A 23,751-nucleotide genomic window follows, 5' to 3' on the forward strand; every position below is an offset into this window, starting at 1 on the left:
TAGAGGGCGTAGGTTGGCGGTATATGCCAAGCTATATAAGAATAAATAACACAATCTAAGGATGGATTATGACAACCTCACAGCATATTTTAGCTTGTATTGACGGCTCAGCAGTAACCGAATCGGTTTGTGACTATGCAGCATGGTATGCCAGCAGACTGAACCTACCTGTTGGGCTATTACATGTCAGCGATGTACCCGCTTCAGTCAGACGTGACTTGTCAGGGGCGATAGGGGTAAACAGTCGCCAGTTCTTGCTACAAGAGTTGTCGCAATTAGATGAGCAAAGAGCAAAGGTCGTTAATAGCTATAGCAATGCCTTGGTACAAGACGCAAAAAGTCATATCCAAAATTACTTTGCCGATGTCAATGTGCGCGTGTATCAGCGCCACGGTAAGCTGTTGCCTAGTATTGAACACTTCAAAACAGAAAACCGTGCAATCGTGATGGGACGGCGCGGTGAAGATCATAAAAACAGCCGAATCAATATTGGTAGCCAAATCGAGACGGTGGCTCGTGGATCAGACATACCCATACTGATCTGCTCAGAGACCTTTGAAACGCCTAAATCCTATATGATTGCGTTTGATGGGAGTAAAACCTCCATCAAAGCGGCATGGATGGTAGCAAAAAGCCCTTTATTAAAAGGCTTGAAAGGTCATATCGTGATGGTGGGTAATCATAATGAGGCTGCCAAGCAAAGTATGAGCGGCGCCGCGGCTGAGCTAGAGGACGCAGGCTTTGTGGTTGAAGCACACCACTTATCTGCTGCTGATACTGTTGATGGGTTATTAACATTTCAAGTGGATAATCATATCGATATTATGGTGGTAGGTGCCTACGGACACTCTAAGTGGCAGCAGCTATTCCTTGGGAGCACCACAACAGAAATCATCGCCAGTACGTTGTCACCTGTCATTTTAGTGCGTTAATTGGTATGTCAGTAAGTCCTTGCTGCTTTTTTTGTTAGGCTGCTTGTTTCTTTATTAGAGAGACACTAGATTAAGCTCACACAAGCTTTTGCTAGGCTATTGGTCTAAGCACATATGGTCTACGCACATATCGTCAGCGTTCACTATTCATTGTCATAAGCGGTTATCTAGCGCGCCAAATAACCGCTTGAGTTGGATGATGAGTGATTCAGCAACTTCACATTATCCTAGGAATACTTTATGCGTATCAATGCAGATTTCTCATGCCGTGCTGCCCTTACACCTGCAAACCATCAATGGGTACAGTCGCCTCAGAGCGGCGTAGAGCGTGTCATGCTAGACCGCGTGGGTGAAGAAAAAGCCCGTGCAACCAGTCTTGTGCGCTATGCACCGAACTCTTATTTTCCGCATCATATGCATCCGGGCGGAGAAGAGATTCTAGTCCTGTCAGGAACATTTTCTGCAGACGACACACATTATCCAGCAGGTTGGTATTTACGTAACCCGCCAAACTCAGGTCACAAACCCTATAGCGATGAAGGCGCGGTGATCTTTGTTAAACTGCGACAAATGACATCTGATGAATCAAGTCATGTGGTTATCGACACTCAAGATAGGACCAATTGGCAGCGACAAAGCAACCGTGATGTCTGTCCTCTTTTTTCAAATGGGACTGAGCAGGTGAGCTTGCTACGTATAGACGCTGGCGAGTTGCTATTTACTGATCTTGTCAGCGGCGGTGCAGAGTTGTTAGTGTTGGCAGGTGAGCTGCTAGACGAGGGACAAGTATATCAGCGCGAGGGGTGGATACGGCTACCTGCAGACACATATGCACAGATCAAAGCAGGCCCAAAGGGTGCCACGATATATCTAAAAACGGGGCATCTGAGCCAGATAATTGGGCTTTAAGCACCTCACGTCTACAAAACACCGCACTAAATGTTCATACTCATACTAGCAGTCATAGTAGATATAGCCATGCCTGCATCTATCTACTTGCTGTATTAAACCAGTCCGCAATTACCTGCCACCTTACTACTGTCATATAGCATCTAAGCATCTAAGCATCTAAGCATCTAAGCATCTAAGCATCTAAGCATCTAAGCATCTAAGCATCCCGCGTTTAGCGCCTCTCTATCGTTCATAGTAATCAAGCATCATTCTTTAATATGGTCTCTAAAACCTCTTTTTGGAGATCTCATCTTTATGCGGAGCATATAGAGCGCTGTATAACCTCTTACCTTTACGCACAAACATTGCCAACAATTTACAATACTGCTGCTGATTAGTCAGGAATATTCTATGTGTCATTCCAAATATAAAATCACCGAAGGATTTACTCTTTCATATATTCATGAAGCCTAAGATGAGGTGACTGGACACTCGTAAAGCACAGCATTTATTAATCAAACTAAGTCCGTCCGATTACCGTTGTCATATAAGCTACACTTTTGAAAATACTCAATAAAAAGATAGTAAGTTTTTTATTATATGTTGATGTATAAGTAATATTACTTAGTTAATAATTAATAAAATATCAGTACTATTTTATTTAGTTTGCCTACAATATTTTTTCTATTCATAATTTTTACTTATTTATAGAGATATAATAGAACTGATTTAATAAATAAAAACAGGATAAAGCCACGACAGTTGACGACTTATTTATCTATATTGACTAAAACTAGCAAGATAGATTCTTACTGATATAGTTAGATGACTTGAGATTTTTTAAACTTTTACAATAATTTCTGATACTTATACAAGTGTTATGAGCCTTTTGTATCAAAGGAATTTATTATATTTAATGATAAGAATGTATGTACCGTAAGGTCTAGAGAGCAGAAGAAAGTCTTAATAAAAAACACAATGAAACATTGTTTACAATTTTATAATAATGGCCGTATTGCATTAAAATTGTAAAAGAATAGTATTGATATAAGAAGCAGATTTTCTAAGGTATATATCTTTAAAAAGAAGATATATATTCTACGGGGATGGTTTGTGTCTAAAAAACATAAATTAAAAAATATTAATTAGTAAGGTGTGTTTGTTATCGACAGGAGGTCGATGGTTATGATGATATTAACCAGACTATTATCGGCTAAATTAGCGAAATTAGTAGGTTGCCAGGATGAAGCGGCTGACCCAGTAAGACCTGCCCGTAGTCCTGATTTTTTGATCATATCAACAAACAAGACTATCGATAGCACTGCGCTTCGTTCCAGAAAATATCAATATATCCCTCGTATAACATCACACTTGCAGGTTTGCTTACCAAAAGTAATGCCCTCTACCATCCAGCGAATGACAACTGATAAGCAAACACGCTTAGAAAGTGTTGCTTACTTCATTGCTGGTGGTCTCTGCAATATACCTACCGTTCTGTACAAGTCTATATATGGTCAAGCACCATACAGCCAAGAAACCAAAAGCCATAAGCCAAGCTTTTTTCAATTCCATACTAATATCACTGACAACATCTTAGTAAAACGAGATGACGTAGAGGCTATGTCTCTAGGTACCATGAGGTACGTCGATACTATGTCCATCACTACTGGTGATACTGAGCACGTCTTCCAAACCATTATCCAGCTATCGCTATCAAAAATTAAGGACAACAAAATTCACTTATGATTCTAGATTGCAACCTAGTTTAGAATTCTTTAATCAAGGATGATTTTATGAAAACTATAACCGTTAAGGCCAACAATCAAGTCGGGACAGTTGCTGAACACACTGTGATTACACAAAACAATATACCCACAGTAATACAAGCTACTGACAAAACGAATTATGAGATTTTTGATGTAGCAGCTGGACGCGCTCCCAACAATATAGTCACTAAGCGTGTGAGTAAAGATTTACATGTTTCTTTCGAGAATAATAGTCAGAACCCTGATCTCATTATTGAAGGGTTTTATGATATTGACAGCGCACTTGTCGGTGCTGCTGGAAATGGAAATTATTACTACTACTTACCTGATACAGGTGACGTGACAGATTACGTTACTGAGATGCAGGTAGGCGAGGTTCAAAGTCACTCTCTGGGCGGAAATGCGTATTCAAGTCCTTGGTGGATAGGGGCAACAGATGCTGAAGGGTTTGCAGCGCTACCATGGTTGTTGGGTCTAGCAGGTGCAGGAGTCGCAGCAGCGGCTTTAGGGGGAGGGAGTAGTAATAATAACGATGATGATTCAGAAGCAGACACTACCGCTCCAGATGCCCCAAGTATTGATGCTTTCGACGGTACGACCGTCACAGGTAGTGCTGAGCCTGGTAGTCGCGTAGACATCTTAGATGCAGATAATAATATCATTGGTACGGGAGCAGCAGATGCTACCACAGGTGTCTACGAGGTAACTCTTGATACACCGCTTGCCAATGGTGAGACGATTAACGCCATTGCTACCGATGCGGCAGGTAATACCTCAGCAGAGTCTGATCCAATAAATGCTCCTGACACTACCGCTCCTGATGCGCCAAGTATTGATGCCTTCGATGGTACTACCGTCACAGGTAACGCTGAGCCTGGCAGTCGCGTAGATATCTTAGATGCAGATGACAATGTCATTGGTACAGCAATAGCAGATGCTACCACAGGTGCCTACGAGGTAACTCTTGATACGCCGCTTGCCGATGGTGAGACGATTAACGCTGTTGCTACTGATGCAGCAGGTAATACCTCAGCAGAGTCTGATCCAGTAAACGCTCCTGACACTACCGCTCCCGATGCTCCGAGTATTATTATTGGTAATGGTGACGCCTTGATCACCGCTGATGAGATTAGTGATGATCAAGTCACTATCTCTATTGGTTTGCCAGATAATGCTTCTGTAGGTGACACTGTTACTGTCAATGGTATCGACCAGCTAATAACCGATGATGACATTGCTAATGATATGGCAACCGTAACTATTGATGCACCACTAGAAGGTCAATCACTGCAAGTCACTGCCAGTATCACAGACATAGCTGGAAACGAGTCGACGGCTGTTACAGTTAATGCTACTCGAGACACAGATGATGCGCCTGAAGCGCCAGACGGTGTAGCTATCGGTAACGGAGATGCCTTTATCACAGCTGACGAGATAGAGGGCAATCAGGTAGATGTTATTGTTGATTTGCCAGAGAGTTCGAGTGTTGGTTATACCGTGATTGCCAACGGTGTCGAAAAAGTTTTGACTAATGACGATATTGAAGCTGGTAATGTTGAGGTGGAAATACCTGCACCAGAGGAAGGAGCTGCATTAAAGGTTTCTGTCAGGATCGAAGATACAGCTGGTAATATCTCCCCTGCTGTAACGGCCAATGCTGTTCGAGACACCGCGGCGCCTGACACACCGCTTGCAGCGCCAGTCATCACCGACAACGTAGATGGCAATGGCGATTTGCTTGACCCTGCCGAAACCATCCCTGATGACGGCATCACCAACGATAACACCCCAGGCGTGGTCATACCAGATAGTGAATTGGCGAACGGCACACCGACATTGTTGGTCGATGGCGAGGCCGTACCAGCCACCTTAGTGGATAACACCCTAACACCAAACACCCCGCTTGCCGATGACACCTATGACATCAGCTATACCATCACAGATGCTGCCGGTAACGTGAGTAACGCGTCTCCTGCGACCACCATAACGGTAGATACCGTGGCTCCTGGCGGCGAAGCAGATGCCGCTATCGCAGCACCAGTCGTGGTCATTGACGACGAAGCAGATGATGGGGTCAATGCCGCAGAGTTTGCAGATGGCGTTCAAACCCAAGTAACCCTGCCATCTGGCACCGTTGCAGGCGACACAGTAACCTTAACAGTAACTCTGGCTGGTGGCGATCCGATCACCGTTGAGTACGAAGTGACCGCAGATGACCTTGATGCAAATCTTGGTAACGGTATTGTTGACGTGACCATTGCAAATGATGCAGACGATGGCATCACTGCCGATGGTGAGTATAGTGTGACCGCCACCGTAACCGACGCGGCTGGTAACGTGAGTGCGCCTAGTAACGCGGTGAGCTTTACGGTAGACACCGCGGCGCCTGACACACCGCTTGCAGCGCCAGTCATCACCGACAACGTAGATGGCAATGGCGATTTGCTTGACCCTGCCGAAACCATCCCTGATGATGGCATCACCAACGACAACACCCCAGGTGTGGTCATACCAGATGGTGAATTGGCGAACGGCACACCGACATTGTTGGTCGATGGCGAGGCCGTACCAGCCACCTTAGTGGATAACACCCTAACACCAAACACCCCGCTTGCCGATGACACCTATGACATCAGCTATACCATCACAGATGCTGCCGGTAACGTGAGTAACGCGTCTCCTGCGACCACCATAACGGTAGATACCGTGGCTCCTGGCGGCGAAGCAGATGCCGCTATCGCAGCACCAGTCGTGGTCATTGACGACGAAGCAGATGATGGGGTCAATGCCGCAGAGTTTGCAGATGGCGTTCAAACCCAAGTAACCCTGCCATCTGGCACCGTTGCAGGCGACACAGTAACCTTAACAGTAACTCTGGCTGGTGGCGATCCGATCACCGTTGAGTACGAAGTGACCGCAGATGACCTTGATGCAAATCTTGGTAACGGTATTGTTGACGTGACCATTGCAAATGATGCAGACGATGGCATCACTGCCGATGGTGAGTATAGTGTGACCGCCACCGTAACCGACGCGGCTGGTAACGTGAGTGCGCCTAGTAACGCGGTGAGCTTTACGGTAGACACCGCGGCGCCTGACACACCGCTTGCAGCGCCAGTCATCACCGACAACGTAGATGGCAATGGCGATTTGCTTGACCCTGCCGAAACCATCCCTGATGACGGCATCACCAACGATAACACCCCAGGCGTGGTCATACCAGATAGTGAATTGGCGAACGGCACACCGACATTGTTGGTCGATGGCGAGGCCGTACCAGCCACCTTAGTGGATAACACCCTAACACCAAACACCCCGCTTGCCGATGACACCTATGACATCAGCTATACCATCACAGATGCTGCCGGTAACGTGAGTAACGCGTCTCCTGCGACCACCATAACGGTAGATACCGTGGCTCCTGGCGGCGAAGCAGATGCCGCTATCGCAGCACCAGTCGTGGTCATTGACGACGAAGCAGATGATGGGGTCAATGCCGCAGAGTTTGCAGATGGCGTTCAAACCCAAGTAACCCTGCCATCTGGCACCGTTGCAGGCGACACAGTAACCTTAACAGTAACTCTGGCTGGTGGCGATCCGATCACCGTTGAGTACGAAGTGACCGCAGATGACCTTGATGCAAATCTTGGTAACGGTATTGTTGACGTGACCATTGCAAATGATGCAGACGATGGCATCACTGCCGATGGTGAGTATAGTGTGACCGCCACCGTAACCGACGCGGCTGGTAACGTGAGTGCGCCTAGTAACGCGGTGAGCTTTACGGTAGACACCGCGGCGCCTGACACACCGCTTGCAGCGCCAGTCATCACCGACAACGTAGATGGCAATGGCGATTTGCTTGACCCTGCCGAAACCATCCCTGATGACGGCATCACCAACGACAACACCCCAGGTGTGGTCATACCAGATGGTGAATTGGCGAACGGCACACCGACATTGTTGGTCGATGGCGAGGCCGTACCAGCCACCTTAGTGGATAACACCCTAACACCAAACACCCCGCTTGCCGATGACACCTATGACATCAGCTATACCATCACAGATGCTGCCGGTAACGTGAGTAACGCGTCTCCTGCGACCACCATAACGGTAGATACCGTGGCTCCTGGCGGCGAAGCAGATGCCGCTATCGCAGCACCAGTCGTGGTCATTGACGACGAAGCAGATGATGGGGTCAATGCCGCAGAGTTTGCAGATGGCGTTCAAACCCAAGTAACCCTGCCATCTGGCACCGTTGCAGGCGACACAGTAACCTTAACAGTAACTCTGGCTGGTGGCGATCCGATCACCGTTGAGTACGAAGTGACCGCAGATGACCTTGATGCAAATCTTGGTAACGGTATTGTTGACGTGACCATTGCAAATGATGCAGACGATGGCATCACTGCCGATGGTGAGTATAGTGTGACCGCCACCGTAACCGACGCGGCTGGTAACGTGAGTGCGCCTAGTAACGCGGTGAGCTTTACGGTAGACACCGCGGCGCCTGACACACCGCTTGCAGCGCCAGTCATCACCGACAACGTAGATGGCAATGGCGATTTGCTTGACCCTGCCGAAACCATCCCTGATGACGGCATCACCAACGATAACACCCCAGGCGTGGTCATACCAGATAGTGAATTGGCGAACGGCACACCGACATTGTTGGTCGATGGCGAGGCCGTACCAGCCACCTTAGTGGATAACACCCTAACACCAAACACCCCGCTTGCCGATGACACCTATGACATCAGCTATACCATCACAGATGCTGCCGGTAACGTGAGTAACGCGTCTCCTGCGACCACCATAACGGTAGATACCGTGGCTCCTGGCGGCGAAGCAGATGCCGCTATCGCAGCACCAGTCGTGGTCATTGACGACGAAGCAGATGATGGGGTCAATGCCGCAGAGTTTGCAGATGGCGTTCAAACCCAAGTAACCCTGCCATCTGGCACCGTTGCAGGCGACACAGTAACCTTAACAGTAACTCTGGCTGGTGGCGATCCGATCACCGTTGAGTACGAAGTGACCGCAGATGACCTTGATGCAAATCTTGGTAACGGTATTGTTGACGTGACCATTGCAAATGATGCAGACGATGGCATCACTGCCGATGGTGAGTATAGTGTGACCGCCACCGTAACCGACGCGGCTGGTAACGTGAGTGCGCCTAGTAACGCGGTGAGCTTTACGGTAGACACCGCGGCGCCTGACACACCGCTTGCAGCGCCAGTCATCACCGACAACGTAGATGGCAATGGCGATTTGCTTGACCCTGCCGAAACCATCCCTGATGATGGCATCACCAACGACAACACCCCAGGTGTGGTCATACCAGATGGTGAATTGGCGAACGGCACACCGACATTGTTGGTCGATGGCGAGGCCGTACCAGCCACCTTAGTGGATAACACCCTAACACCAAACACCCCGCTTGCCGATGACACCTATGACATCAGCTATACCATCACAGATGCTGCCGGTAACGTGAGTAACGCGTCTCCTGCGACCACCATAACGGTAGATACCGTGGCTCCTGGCGGCGAAGCAGATGCCGCTATCGCAGCACCAGTCGTGGTCATTGACGACGAAGCAGATGATGGGGTCAATGCCGCAGAGTTTGCAGATGGCGTTCAAACCCAAGTAACCCTGCCATCTGGCACCGTTGCAGGCGACACAGTAACCTTAACAGTAACTCTGGCTGGTGGCGATCCGATCACCGTTGAGTACGAAGTGACCGCAGATGACCTTGATGCAAATCTTGGTAACGGTATTGTTGACGTGACCATTGCAAATGATGCAGACGATGGCATCACTGCCGATGGTGAGTATAGTGTGACCGCCACCGTAACCGACGCGGCTGGTAACGTGAGTGCGTCTAGTAACGCGGTGAGCTTTACGGTAGACACCGCGGCGCCTGACACACCGCTTGCAGCGCCAGTCATCACCGACAACGTAGATGGCAATGGCGATTTGCTTGACCCTGCCGAAACCATCCCTGATGATGGCATCACCAACGACAACACCCCAGGTGTGGTCATACCAGATGGTGAATTGGCGAACGGCACACCGACATTGTTGGTCGATGGCGAGGCCGTACCAGCCACCTTAGTGGATAACACCCTAACACCAAACACCCCGCTTGCCGATGACACCTATGACATCAGCTATACCATCACAGATGCTGCCGGTAACGTGAGTAACGCGTCTCCTGCGACCACCATAACGGTAGATACCGTGGCTCCTGGCGGCGAAGCAGATGCCGCTATCGCAGCACCAGTCGTGGTCATTGACGACGAAGCAGATGATGGGGTCAATGCCGCAGAGTTTGCAGATGGCGTTCAAACCCAAGTAACCCTGCCATCTGGCACCGTTGCAGGCGACACAGTAACCTTAACAGTAACTCTGGCTGGTGGCGATCCGATCACCGTTGAGTACGAAGTGACCGCAGATGACCTTGATGCAAATCTTGGTAACGGTATTGTTGACGTGACCATTGCAAATGATGCAGACGATGGCATCACTGCCGATGGTGAGTATAGTGTGACCGCCACCGTAACCGACGCGGCTGGTAACGTGAGTGCGCCTAGTAACGCGGTGAGCTTTACGGTAGACACCGCGGCGCCTGACACACCGCTTGCAGCGCCAGTCATCACCGACAACGTAGATGGCAATGGCGATTTGCTTGACCCTGCCGAAACCATCCCTGATGATGGCATCACCAACGACAACACCCCAGGTGTGGTCATACCAGATGGTGAATTGGCGAACGGCACACCGACATTGTTGGTCGATGGCGAGGCCGTACCAGCCACCTTAGTGGATAACACCCTAACACCAAACACCCCGCTTGCCGATGACACCTATGACATCAGCTATACCATCACAGATGCTGCCGGTAACGTGAGTAACGCGTCTCCTGCGACCACCATAACGGTAGATACCGTGGCTCCTGGCGGCGAAGCAGATGCCGCTATCGCAGCACCAGTCGTGGTCATTGACGACGAAGCAGATGATGGGGTCAATGCCGCAGAGTTTGCAGATGGCGTTCAAACCCAAGTAACCCTGCCATCTGGCACCGTTGCAGGCGACACAGTGACCTTGACAGTAACTCTGGCTGGTGGCGATCCGATCACCGTTGAGTACGAAGTGACCGCAGATGACCTTGATGCAAATCTTGGTAACGGTATTGTTGACGTGACCATTGCAAATGATGCAGACGATGGCATCACTGCCGATGGTGAGTATAGTGTGACCGCCACCGTAACCGACGCGGCTGGTAACGTGAGTGCGCCTAGTAACGCGGTGAGCTTTACGGTAGACACCGCGGCGCCAGGTCAACCAACCGTGGTCATTGGTAATGGTGATGATTTAGTTAACGGCTTTGACTTAAACGACGATGGGTTAGTTGAGGTTACTGTGATCTTACCAGACAACGCTGAGGTTGATGACATTGTAACGGTCGATGGTATGGCGACTTTGATTACTCAAGATATGCTAGACAACGGGTATAACTTTGCGGTTGAAGTTCCATCACAAGGGACAGTACTAACAGTTAACGCGAATGTGACTGATCAGGCGGGGAACGCTGGTCCGATAGGTAGCGACAGTGCTACAGTTGGTGATACCACGGCACCTGCAGTATTAATTCCTGAAGCACTTGATGGGGTCAATGCGGAAGAGTTTGCAGATGGCATTCAAACCCAAGTGACCCTACCACCTGGCACCGTTGTAGGCGACATGGTGACCTTAACAGTGACGCCTGATGCTGGTAACCCAATTACCGTCGAATATGAAGTAACCGCAGCTGACCTTGATGTTAATGATGGAGATGGTATCGCTGAGATCACGATTCCAAATGGCGTTGATGGTATCAGTGATAATGGTGCCTATACGGTAGTTGCTACGGTGACAGATGCAAATGAAAATGTCAGTGCTCCGAGTGCTGCTGTCGAATTCGATCTTAATACGACCTTTACTGCCCGTGATGATCTGGATGATCTTGATTTAGGAGCGTTGCAAGTTACGTACTATGATCCGATCAGTGAATCTGACTTAGATGTTTTGGGGGTTGCTGAAGGTACTGGTGGTGCCGATAGCAGTCTTGGCTTTACCGTGAGTGCAGGTACAAATGGCACAGTCAGTATCGAAGTTAGTCAGACGGCATTAGTGACAGTAGCGGATGCAATTAATATAGAGGTTTATAATAGTAACAATGAGCTTGTTTACGTTGGCACTACTGGTAGTGAGCCATTGGTAGGTAATGTTATTGGAATTGAATTATTGGGATTAACTGGCAATGATACATTGACTGCGACAGTTTCTGGTTTAGAACCAGATGACTATACTATTGTTGTGAGGAATGATGAGAGCGCCTTAGGAGCTTTAGTCAATGGTCTTACCTTAGCCGAGTTGGGTGAAGCAGGAGTTGTACTGGGTCCTGATAATCAAGAAGTTGTGTTTACCACAATCAATAATGCATTAGGTCCAGTTTTAGGAGGCACTGTTAATGGTCTTCTCAATATTGCATTAACTGCGGCTGGGGATGAAGGTTTAGGTCTCGATGCTGTAGTAGATATACTGGAAGATAATGTATTAGGATTAGGTGTTTTAGACCCATTACTTGATGACATTACTGCTGTGCTTCTTAGCAATACCCTAACCCTACTTGAAACCACAGATATTACAGCGACAGTGACTGAGTTTGATTATGCCGATGATACTGTCATTACTGGTAATGTGATTGATCCTGATGTATCGAGCTCAGGTGAGTTGGGCGAAGATACGGTAACGGTGGATACAGTACTGACTGATATCGATAGTAACGATAGCCAATCGGAACCTACCTTTGCGGTAGTCAATGGTACAACGGTGTTTACGATACAAGGTCAGTATGGTGTCTTAGTTATTGATGAAAATGGTGACTATACGTATACGGCAAATGGTGATTTTGCGTCGTCAGGTCAATCGGAGACATTTACTTATACAGTTTCTGATGGCGTTATTAGTGATACAGCAGAGCTGGTGATTAATCTTGATGCGGTCGTTGATACGACGCCACCAGAGGCCCCAATGATTGATGAGCCTATCGCTGGCGACAATATTGTTAATGGTACCGAAGCTGCGGCAAGTTTTGCTGTAACAGGTACGGGGGTTTCAGGCGACACAATTACGTTGACTGACGGCTCAAACAATATCTTAGGTACGGCTATTGTCGACGCAGCTGGTGACTGGAGTATCAATGTCGATGAGGCAGAAGTAAGGGCAATGGGTGAGGGCGCTGAGCAATTGAGCGCTACCGCAACAGACCCTGCTGGAAATATGGGCACCGCCGCGACTGCTACTATTACTGTTGATACGACTGTACCAATAGCGTTCGATAATGAGGTGACATTAGATATAGGTTTTGAGTCATCTACCACCAATGCACCTTTACAAAGTACTGACGTGGGAGGGCTTCTCAATATCGGCGTGCTCGCAGATACCATTGACGTAGATTTACTGAGCGTTGATAACGCGCTGTCGTTCACTATGGCTGACAATACCACTCGCCAAGTAACCGTTGATGGCAGTGGGTCTGCTACACTGAGTCTAGGTGGACTTTTTGATCTCTTGGCTCTTGGAGATAATGATTTTGATCTTTTAGTCTATCGAGTAGAAGAAGACAGCTCTGAGGCTACGCTAACCTTTACGCAGGAGAATTGGCTTCAGGGTTCAGGTGTCTTGCCCGCTAGGTGGAGCGCAGAGGATCTAGTTTTACCAGAGTTTCAATATGGTGGCACATATTATGTGACGCTAGGTAACAGTAGCGGACTTTTAGATGCTTCATTATTAAGTAGCCTTACTATTCGTACCACCTCTGATGTCGTTACCAACTATACGCCGCCTGATACAGTCAGTGCTTTCATAGGTGGAAATGTTATTACTGACATAGGTTCTGATGGTGCAGATACGATTACTTCTGGTACCGTTGTCTCATTAGTAGATGGTTTGCCTGTCGAGGTTGGTGGTAGTGCCATTGATGGTATATATGGCACACTTACTATCAATCCAGACGGTAGTTATAATTATGTTGCTGACGCGACATTTACAGGCACTTATGGTGATGTAGATAGCTTTGAGTATACGATCACTGCAGAGAATGGTGAGTCTTCTACTGCAAATCTGGATATTACGCTCGATTACAGTACTAGTAGTGGAACGTTTGCTGCACGGAGTATATCGTTAGATGAAAGTTTCACACTTGCCATCGATGACACTATAGAATTACCTGATACGCTACTAACCACTTCGAGCGAAGGGATCGATACTCTAAGCTTTGAGGGTTCAGGTCAAATCATTAGCCTCTCTGACATGATGCAGCCTGATATCATTGATATTAGCGGTATTGGTGCGAATACTTTAAATATAGCAGATAAAGATGTTGAAGCCACTATCTATGTCAAAGGTGATAACGATGATACAGTCAATCTAGAAGGTGATAGTTGGACCAATACTGGACAGACTACCTCAGAAGGTGAGATGTATAACGTATGGCAGTCATCTAATGAGACACAGGTTCATATTGATACTGACATCGTCAATATTATCTAAGACTGGCTGATCTTATTTTAATGCACAGAACGCTTCCAAAATGGAGGCGTTTTTTACGACGTTTTTATAGATATTTTTGAGATAGAGTAAAGTATATTAGGCAATAAATATAATAGCCTGGTTTTTAAATAAGAAAGTAAAAAACCATAAGGCATAATTAAGACATGGACGAACAGAGAGCTACCTGATTGATGAATAGTTATTTCTTTCCAAAAATTGCTATGTTTTATAAAGTACTGCAAACGATCTTGTACAGATTTTTATTCGTCAGCATTCGCTTAGAGAGTCAATCGATGATGTAGAGCGTGATTTATTAGGGATTGTTTACTATCAACAAAAATAGGTGGTACTTATCTTAAGTGAGCAAAGTGAACTCAATGAAAAAGGTAAGTTTAAGTAAAAAGAACCAGGTATGACTTAGCTTTATATATGTATGGAAAGCTCAGAAAGTTTCATCTGATATCGCATATGAATTGTTGCCTTATAGACTAAGGTCTAGTAAGGTTTAGTGCATAGATGTTATATACTTCTTCAAGAGCATATCAATAAGAGCGTTCATTGAAAACTAATATGAAAAAATCGCCAAATATAAAACAGTTAACCAGTCGTCATGCAGTGCATCATCTTATGACTGTTCTAATAACGAGCATGTGTTTTACCATGACGGCCCAAGCAGCAGTAGAGGATTTTCAAATCAACAGTCTGGTCGCGCAAGCGATTCAAACTCATCCACTGGTAGGATCAGCCCGCGCCAGTCAACAAGCAACGACTGAAGGTATCAACGCAGCTAAATTAAACCTTTTACCGACACCAAGCGTTAGCTCGGGCTATGACAGAGACAATGACTTTGTCTCACAGGTCACTCTTCGTCAGCCTCTATGGACGGGTGGTAAACTCACAGCAGATGTGAACCAAGCCATATTTGATGACAAAGCCGCTGTAGAATATATCTATGAGCAGCAAAACTCGGTGGCCAAAACGACGATCGGTGCTTGGCAGAGCTATATACAAGCTGTCGCCACACAAAGTGTCCATGTTGAGAATCTAGAAGAGCTTGGTGATTTTGAGGCTATGATGCAGCGCCGTGTTGGTCAGGGTGTATCAGCCCGTATTGAGCTTGACCTAGTGACGAACCGGATTTTGCAAGAGCAGACGTCTTATCAAGCAGCAGTTGAGCAGCAACGTATTGCCGCTGCTCGGCTCGAGCAAATTATTGGTCAGCCGTTGTCTCAAATGAGCGTGACGAGCATACCGAATATCAAAGTATTGGTCGAGCAGGCCAAGCGTCAATCTGTTGATTTTGAGAGAATGGCTTTTGATAGGGCAGGATTCTACAATCCTACTGTTGTAAAAGAGCACTATCAAATCGAATCTGCTAAGCAAGGGGTTGAGTCACAACAAGCGGCGCGCTACCCAACGGTCTATGCTCAGTACGAGCAAGCTTATTACCATGAAGATAATGAAAATGATGGGCAGTTTTCTTTGGGGCTAACCTATGAACCAGGTGCGGGGTTTTCCAACTTTGCACTAGCACGAGCATCACAGGCAGAAGTCAACAGTTTGGTGCAAAACCAAGAAGCATCGCGGCGTAACGTGATAGAAAATATTCAAGTACAGTATCAGCAGTTCGTCAGCGCAAAAGACAGAGAGACCTCACTGGTGGCTGCTGTAGCTGGCGCTCAGATTGTGGTTAACTCTTACCGCAGACAGTTTATTGCAGGTCGCAAGTCATGGCTTGAGGTACTTAACGCCGTACGTGAGCACAATGATTATCAAGTACAGCTGGTGCAGACCCGAGCAGAGATGTTGGGCGCATTTTATAGTCTTCAAGTAGACTTTGGTATCATGCAGTGGCAGCAGTTTTCTCACAACCGTCAGCCTGTGACTTTGTTCAATCCCGTAGATTCTGTAAAACAGTGGTTCAATAAGCAAGACAAAAGCAGCGCCAGTCATGAGTTTGGTTATGGCAGAAACGATGTAGAAGAAGAGTATATTGAGATTAGTTTGCCGGCAACTGCTGAGCAGGGACTAAATGATGGCGAGTATCTCATGCTGAATGATGACTACAGCATCACGCCGATAACGGAACAAAGAAATATGACAAACCGTTAGGTAGCCATTTAAGCGCACGTTATATCTTGCATACGCAACCATCTAAAATATTAAATAAGTGATTCATATGAGTGCACAATTACAAAAGACATCATCTCAGTCTGTTGGTCACAATGAGTTGCAGCACGCAGAGCACGTTGATCTGACTGAAACGCTGACCGAGGCTATCAAGCACTTACTTGGTCAGCAAGGCTATCCGGTAGACAATATTCGTCTGCATGATGTCGTCAAGCGCCATAGTGAGCAATCGGACAGGCAAGGTCAAAGCATTCATGAGCTGGGCGGTGTCATTGCTGTGTTACAAGGGGTTGGTATTACTGATACCCCTGAGATATTAGAGCAGCCTGACGCGGCCTTTTTGCCTCTATTGGCATATCGATCAGATTTGGGATGGGGTGTCATCGACGGTCAGACGCCGCAAAAAAGCTGGAACTTTAGACAAGCGGACAAGCAGGTACATACCCGTGTCGATGAGCTAGCTTTGGTATTACGGATTCGTTTAAAAGAAGATCATATTAAGCAGCGTAAAGCGTCGTTTTCTGACTTACTAAAGTCTGACTTGGGCAACTATAAAGGCATTTTAGCCGAAGCTGTTATTGCAACCTTTTTGATTAATATGTTGGCATTAGCCGTCTCTTTATTTTCGATGCAGGTGTATGACCGGGTCATACCGACTCGTAGCGAATACACCCTCATCATTTTGGCGAGTGGTGTGTTTTTAGTCATTGTCTTTGAAGCATTCATGAAATTCTCACGATCGAGAATCATGGACAAAGTGGTGGTCGGTCTTGATCAGTATTTATCTAGAGAAGTATTCCAACGTTTATTAAAAGTACGTATTGATCAAATGCCAGGGTCGGTTGGCTCTATGGCAGCACAGCTACGCGGCTATGAGCAAGTACGCAGCTTTTTTACGGCAAGCACGCTGTTTGGTTTGGTCGACTTGCCGATGACCATTATCTTTATCAGTTTGATCGCCTTTATCGGATCGCCGCTAGTGGCTGTTGTGCCAGTGGTGGCCGCAGTCATTGCGATTACGATGGGGCTGGTTGCCCGCAAACGCATTGATGCTATTGCGTCAGAAGGTGCGACCGCCTCTTATTACAAAACAGGTCTGTTAGTTGAAGCAGTAGAAGGTGTTGAGACCATAAAAGCGGGGGCGGGCAGCTGGAAGTTCCTCTCGCGTTGGCTTGATGTGATGAACGTCACTATCAAAAACGATTTGGATATGAAGCATGCTAATGACAATTTAACGTACTTCACGCAGATGCTGCAGCAAGTCAGCTATGTGGGTATCGTGATTGTTGGCTCGTTTGTAGTGATGCAAGGCGACATGACGATGGGTGGATTGATTGCTTGTTCGATCCTAGGTGGTAGAGTGCTAGCGCCTGTTATGTCTATACCCAACTTACTGGTGCAGTACGCTCATGCCAAAGCTGCTAAGTTGAATATTGAAAGTCTATTTGCATTAGAGCAGGACAATCAAGGCGTTGCCTATCCATTGTCACCCATACATATCAAAGGTGCTTATCAGTGTGATGGTTTGGCATTCAACTATAAAGATAACGACCGTTCAGCCATTAGTATTCCGCAGCTCTCTATCAAGCCAGGAGAACGTATCGCGATACTTGGGCCTATCGGTTCAGGTAAATCTACCTTGCTCAAAGTACTGGCAGGGCTGTATGCGCCGACTCAAGGGCGTGTGCTGTTAGACGGTCTTGATATCCATCAAATCAGCCGAGAGACCCTCAGTGAACGCTTGGGCTATTTGCAACAAGACCATCGACTGTTTCAGGGTACGCTGCGCGAAAACCTGCTAATCGGCATGGCAGCACCCAATGATGACATTCTACAAGACACGTTGAATAGGACAGGGCTCATCAATTTGGTATCGAGTCACTCAAGCGGTTTAGATTTGCCGATTAGTGAAGGCGGTAAAGGGCTGTCAGGTGGACAAAAACAACTGGTTGCATTTACGCGCTTATTATTGACCAAGCCTGATGTGTTCTTGTTGGATGAACCGACTGCGTCTATGGACAATCGACAAGAACAGCGTTGCCTGCAGGTCCTGCGTCAGGAGTTGACACAGGGGCAGACATTTATCGTCGCCACTCACAAAACCGCCTTGCTAGATTTGGTTGACCGACTCATTATTATGGACAATCAGCGTATTATTATTGACGGCCCAAAACAGGCGGTACTCGATGAGCTTCGAAAAAACGACCAAGCGAGAAACAAGACAACCGTACAGCAAAAAGACAAAATTATTAACAAAACCAATCAACCATCACCAGAGCATGCTGATAACACCAAACCTGCAGCATCTAGAGTTAGAAACATCAGTATAAAACCGACCAAAGCCAAAAACTCAACAGATGATCAAGGGGAGTAGGCATGTCAGAGTATAAGTACACACCCACCAAGCCCAAGGTTAATCGTTCAAGATTGAGCATTTGGATTGCACTCGTTGGTATTATCTGCTTGATTGTCTGGGCATCATTTGCCAAGATTGATCAAGTTACCCGTGCTCAGGCAACTGTCATCGCCAGTGCTCGAACCCAAGAAATTCAAGCATCAGAAGGCGGCGTGTTGACACAGTTAGCTGTCTCAGAAGGCGAAGATGTCAAGGCAGGTCAGTTACTGGTCGTTCTAGAAGAGGAGCGCGCCAAAGCTGCTGTTGATAACTCGGCATCCAAAACAGCAGCATTGACGGCTAAGCTTGCAAGATTAAATGCTGAGATTTTTGAGAAGCCATTAGTATTCCCTGAAGGGGTGCAACAGTATCCTGAGTATGTCCAAAACCAAAGAGCGCTATACGATAGACGTCGTCAAGCTATCAATGAAGAGGTCTCTTCTCTTGAAAAAATGCTGGTGCTGGCACGTCAAGAACTGCGTATGAACGAGCCATTGCTAGAGTATGGCGATGTTAGTCAGGCTGACGTCATCAAGCTAAGTCGTCAAGTGGCTGATATTGAAGCGCAAATAAATAATAAGCGTAATAAATACTTCGAAGAAGCACAGGCTGAAATGACCAAAGCTCAAGAAGAGCTGGATACCGAGCTTGAACAGTTACGAGATCGGGCACAAGTGCTAGAAGAGAAGCGGCTAATGGCACCAACAGAAGGTAAAATAAAAAATATTAACGTGACCACTATTGGCGGTGTCGTCAAGCCAGGTGAAGTGATTATGCAAATTCTGCCGACCAGTAGTGATTTGGTCATTGATGCTAAGGTCAGCCCTGCCGATATTGCTTATGTTAAAGAAGGTCAAGAAGCTACGGTTAAGCTCGATGCCTATGATTACTCTATCTTTGGTGCGATGGAAGGGACGGTCAACTATATCAGCCCAGATACCCTGATGGAGCAAACCCCTAAAGGAGAAGAGCCTTACTACCGCGTACTTATTGTGATCAATGGAGCGGAGTTTAAGGGTCGCGGTGATGAAATTGTTATCAAGCCGGGTATGACCGCTTCTGTTGATATTAAAGCCATGGAACGGACCGTATTGTCATATCTCACCAAGCCAATTACCAAGACATTATCAGAAGGTCTAGGTGAGCGCTAATCAATTCATATTAAGTCATTACTAATAGCCATACAAAAACCCCTAGTTGATCGCTAGGGGTTTTTGTAGGTGAACGTACCGCTTGAACTTCTCAGGTCTTAATCATACGGTTACTCAGAGCCTCTACTATTTTAGTTAGACTGCTCGATGGGTATCTGGCTATTTTGAGTGCTCGCCTCATTTCTCAATTGCTGCCGCTCATCAATTTTTTGTTGATTGCGCTTTTTGACTTCGTTGATGGCTGCGCTTAACTGATCATTAATTCCTTCCACTTCAGATTTTGCTGAGAGATAGTCTTTATCTACTTTTACATTGCTCTTTTGTGTGGGGATATCCCGATCTAATAAACCTGCATTATTTTTTGCTTGCTCCATATTATTTTCAGAATTCGCGGGTATAGATTGAGGGGTGTTGTCTACTTGATTTTCTAAAGGTTGGTTTCTTTGGGTTTGTTCCCTTTGGGCAGGAAGCCTAATTTGTTGCGGTGCTTCTGGGGTGGTAGTAATAGACTGTTGAGCAGTGTTAGATTGTTTGGCAACGTTAGCCTTGCTATTAGATACCTCAGGTGATCTGGTTTCTTCATTCTCTAAGCTAGTGATAGGTTTGCTGTTACTTGCAGTATTTTTTGAAGCATTACTGTTCTCAAGTCCGTCATTGTTTATGGCATCAAGGCTTACTACCTCATCGCGACTATCGGTACTGCTACCTTCGTTATCCAGCGTTTTAGTGCTAGTCACAGAGGTGGTATAGATTTTATCACTAGGCGCTGAGGGTGTACTGCTGATAGCGGCTGGCTGATCTGTATTTATACTACTGTTAGCTATTTCTACCGTATCAGCATGATTGGTATTGAAATAAAAAATAAGAAAAACGCCCACATGCACCAATATCGCAAGACTTAATGCCCAAAACCATTTTTCACGAAATTTCATCATTATATGGCGCTACCTATCTTATATTAGTACCTGCACTGATTACTTTGAGGTTATCAAATAATAAGGGTCATTGGTATAGAGCGTTTATTCTGTTTTTAGCTTAAGCATCTTGCATGGCATCTTCGGTTTCAAATTCAGCCAGCATTTCTGTAATAAGCTGATCTTTTTTGTGCCATACCTGTTCAACCCAGTCAAACATCTGTGCTTTTATCGCCTCATCTGTTTCGTAACCGCCGTTTTTGATCGCCGTAAATAGATCTTCTGGTATCTCGATATGGCGGACATCGACGCCTAGACGTTTGATGTTACCTTTCCATAGGTCACTGTAGGTGGGTACGCCATCAGGATAGACAATCGTCATATCTAGCATGCCGTCGATCTCTGAGCCCAAAGCACTCAAAGCAAGTGATAGTCCACCAGCACGCGGCTTTAGCAAATGCTTATAAGGCGAGTTTTGTTTGTCCCGTTTGCTAGGGGTAAAGCGGGTGCCTTCTAGATAATTCAGTAGCGTAAAGGGCTTGTCTTTTAGTAAGGCGCAGGCGCGTTTTGCTTCTTCAATATCTTTACCCTTTAACGCAGGGTTTTTGGCGATGGCTTCCTTAGAATGTCGACGCATCATCGGAAAGTCTAGAAAGTAAAAAGCCTGACCAATCACGGGAATATATATAAGTTCAAACTTGGTAAAAAAACGCGTCAATGGTAACCGCTTTTCACTGATATATTGCACGATACTGGTATCGACCCACGACTGATGGTTGCTGACCAGTAAGTATTTACCATCTGTATGTACGTCATCAGGTAAGCTGATGCGCCAATCTTTGCGCGGCAATACATTATCGATGACGGCATTGTTGCTATTGATCCAATAATTAGTGACGTCGATGACAGCTTTGTCAGCGACAGCTGCTCCAGTAATGGCCTTGGCTGCACCCATGATCCATACCGGCGGACCTGCCAACATACTATTAAAAGTAATGACACCTGTTGCCGTCGTTAGAGATGCCGCTTTGCCCAAGATTGGGGCGCGTTCGTGTAGCTTTTGGACGATTGATTTCAATCGCATAGTAGATCCTTTTGCTCATACAGATGATGAGATGTTAATAGTATTTGAATGATAAGATATTGGTAGTGTTGTTATCAATTTTAGCAGAAATAAATCTCAGTGTACGAGTGTTAACAACAAATAATAAATAGCGTCTTTGGCAAAAAATTTCATTTCTAACGTAAAAAGAGCGTACCAAGGAATGACCTTGATACGCTCTTTAGAAGCTGTTGCCTATATTTTTTCGTCTATATAGAGTAGGACTGATTAGACATGCATGCCGCGAATGGGATAGTTGTTTTCTGGTTTTCTGACAAATACCAAACCGTTCGCAAGCGCTTCAAGATCAGGTCTAGAAAAAGGTGCATTTGAGATGTCAACAATTTGTATATTGCCTTCACCGTTCACTACAAACACAGCAGGTTCTGCAAATGGATGATCTGTCTCTTTCGCTGAACGTGGATCAGAGATATAAAGTCCTAGCGTATTCATCTGCTCGACAGTTAACCCATAAGCGATAGGGAAGCTGATATCTAAGTCTTCTAAATGAGCTTCTAGCTGCTCTTTACTATCGCCAGATACAGCAATCACATCGACGCCGTTGTCATAAAATGATGGTAGCACAGTCTCTAATGTATTGAGATACTTGGTGCAGATAGGGCAGTGTTTACCGCGGTATACAACCACCAATTTCCAGTCATGACCATTCTCAGGTTTGCCAAGTTCTGTCAGCTCTCCATTGAGTACTTGTACTTTCATTTCAGGGAAAGTGGCACCGGCTTTGATTTTTTGAGCATAATTGTCTGACATGTTTTTATCCTTTTGATTTTTTATGATGGTGTGCTATCAGTGAGTGTATTCATTGCTTACTTTAACAATCACTATGGATAAGATGTTGATTTATTACAGTACGTTACAACACCACGTCATAACCGTACCTAACGGTATCAACATCGAGAGTAGAAATGATGAACACTCATTTCTAAAAAATAATATTTAATCTATATAAGTGCCGCTATTTTGCATCAGCACTATCAGCACTATCAGCGATCAGCTTGTCTTGAGTCTTTAAGTCAAAATCTGAAGCATCATGACGCTCATGAAGCTGCTGGGAGGGCTCACCCCAAGTGCGGTTTACTTTGCGACCGCGCTGTACAGCAGGGCGCTCAAGAATTTCTTTGGCCCAGCGGCGCACGTTTTTATAGCTCTCAACTTGTAAGAACTCACCTGCCTCGTAGGCTTCTCCAAGTATCAGATTGCCATACCAAGGCCAAGTGGCAATATCCGCAATTGTGTATTCATCGCCACCTAGGTAGCGATTTTTTGCCAGCTCTCGATCTAACACATCTAATTGACGTTTGACTTCCATCGTAAAGCGATTGATAGGATACTCAAACTTCTCTGGTGCATAAAAATAGAAATGCCCAAAACCGCCGCCAAGATAGGGGGCAGAGCCCTGTAGCCAAAATAGCCAGTTCATCACTTCTGTGCGTGCCGCTGCATCTTTTGGAAGTAATTTTCCAAACTTTTCGGCCAGATAAAATAAGATGGAACCACTTTCAAATACTCGGCTACCAGTATCGGTATCAAACAAAGCTGGGATTTTTGAATTTGGATTGACATCAACAAACCCTGATGAGAACTGATCTCCCTCACCGATTTCGATCAGATGTGCATCGTACTCAGCTTCTACAACGCCCAAAGCCAGTAGCTCTTCTGCCATAATAGTGACTTTTTGCCCATTGGGCGTACCTATCGAATAAATTTGTAGAGGGTGCTTACCACGAGGCAATTCGCCTTCGTGGGTTGGACCTGCGATAGGGCGGTTGACGCTCGCCCACTTACCACCGCTTTTGGCATCCCATGTCCAAATACTAGGCGGTTTGTAATGATTAGAATTTGACATA

General features: G+C 46.1%; 11 protein-coding genes. 7 read left to right on the top strand and 4 right to left on the bottom strand.

All coding sequences use genetic code 11. The annotated features are described in order from the left end of the window. The first annotated feature begins 68 nt into the window (after nt 1-68). From AC5JP1_RS02420 to AC5JP1_RS02450, 7 genes are all read left to right on the top strand, one after another. Nucleotides 69-932: a universal stress protein gene (locus AC5JP1_RS02420; RefSeq protein WP_493842984.1), complete on the top strand. Its 864-nt coding sequence runs from the start codon at nt 69-71 to the stop codon at nt 930-932. Nucleotides 933-1,172: 240 nt separating this feature from the next. Then, entirely contained in the window at nt 1,173-1,841 is a 669-nt protein-coding gene (locus AC5JP1_RS02425) for a cupin domain-containing protein (protein WP_493842985.1), read from the top strand. A 1,167-nt stretch (nt 1,842-3,008) separates the two neighbouring features. Next, a complete protein-coding gene (locus AC5JP1_RS02430) occupies nt 3,009-3,569 on the top strand; it encodes a hypothetical protein (RefSeq protein WP_493842986.1) in 561 nt (186 codons plus the stop codon). A 47-nt stretch (nt 3,570-3,616) separates the two neighbouring features. Beyond that, nucleotides 3,617-14,191, top strand: coding sequence for an Ig-like domain-containing protein (locus tag AC5JP1_RS02435; RefSeq protein WP_493842987.1), 10,575 nt, complete (start codon nt 3,617-3,619; stop codon nt 14,189-14,191). A gap of 660 nt (nt 14,192-14,851) precedes the next feature. Beyond that, nucleotides 14,852-16,303, top strand: coding sequence for a TolC family protein (locus AC5JP1_RS02440; protein WP_493842988.1), 1,452 nt, complete (start codon nt 14,852-14,854; stop codon nt 16,301-16,303). 67 nt (nt 16,304-16,370) lie between these two features. Then, a complete protein-coding gene (locus tag AC5JP1_RS02445; RefSeq protein WP_493842989.1) occupies nt 16,371-18,695 on the top strand; it encodes a type I secretion system permease/ATPase in 2,325 nt (774 codons plus the stop codon). A gap of 2 nt (nt 18,696-18,697) precedes the next feature. Further along, entirely contained in the window at nt 18,698-19,867 is a 1,170-nt protein-coding gene (locus AC5JP1_RS02450; RefSeq protein WP_319051487.1) for a beta-barrel domain-containing protein, read from the top strand. Nucleotides 19,868-19,998: 131 nt separating this feature from the next. Here AC5JP1_RS02450 and AC5JP1_RS02455 read toward each other — a convergent pair whose 3' ends face one another. The 4 genes from AC5JP1_RS02455 to yghU all read right to left on the bottom strand — a co-directional run bounded on the left by AC5JP1_RS02455 (nt 19,999) and on the right by yghU (nt 23,750). Continuing rightward, nucleotides 19,999-20,802: a hypothetical protein gene (locus tag AC5JP1_RS02455; protein WP_493842990.1), complete on the bottom strand. Its 804-nt coding sequence runs from the start codon at nt 20,800-20,802 to the stop codon at nt 19,999-20,001. A 100-nt stretch (nt 20,803-20,902) separates the two neighbouring features. Then, nucleotides 20,903-21,865 carry a 1-acylglycerol-3-phosphate O-acyltransferase, YihG family gene (gene yihG, locus AC5JP1_RS02460; RefSeq protein WP_319051489.1) on the bottom strand — a complete coding sequence of 321 codons (963 nt, stop codon included), beginning with the start codon at nt 21,863-21,865 and terminating at the stop codon, nt 20,903-20,905. Nucleotides 21,866-22,111: 246 nt separating this feature from the next. Beyond that, nucleotides 22,112-22,654 (bottom strand): peroxiredoxin-like family protein, encoded by a 543-nt coding sequence (locus AC5JP1_RS02465; RefSeq protein ID WP_319051490.1) that lies wholly within the window; start codon nt 22,652-22,654, stop codon nt 22,112-22,114. Nucleotides 22,655-22,859: 205 nt separating this feature from the next. Then, a complete protein-coding gene (gene yghU / locus AC5JP1_RS02470) occupies nt 22,860-23,750 on the bottom strand; it encodes a glutathione-dependent disulfide-bond oxidoreductase (RefSeq protein ID WP_493842991.1) in 891 nt (296 codons plus the stop codon). Nucleotide 23,751: the final 1 nt, after the last annotated feature.

The organism is Psychrobacter sp. H29, from assembly GCF_059073055.1.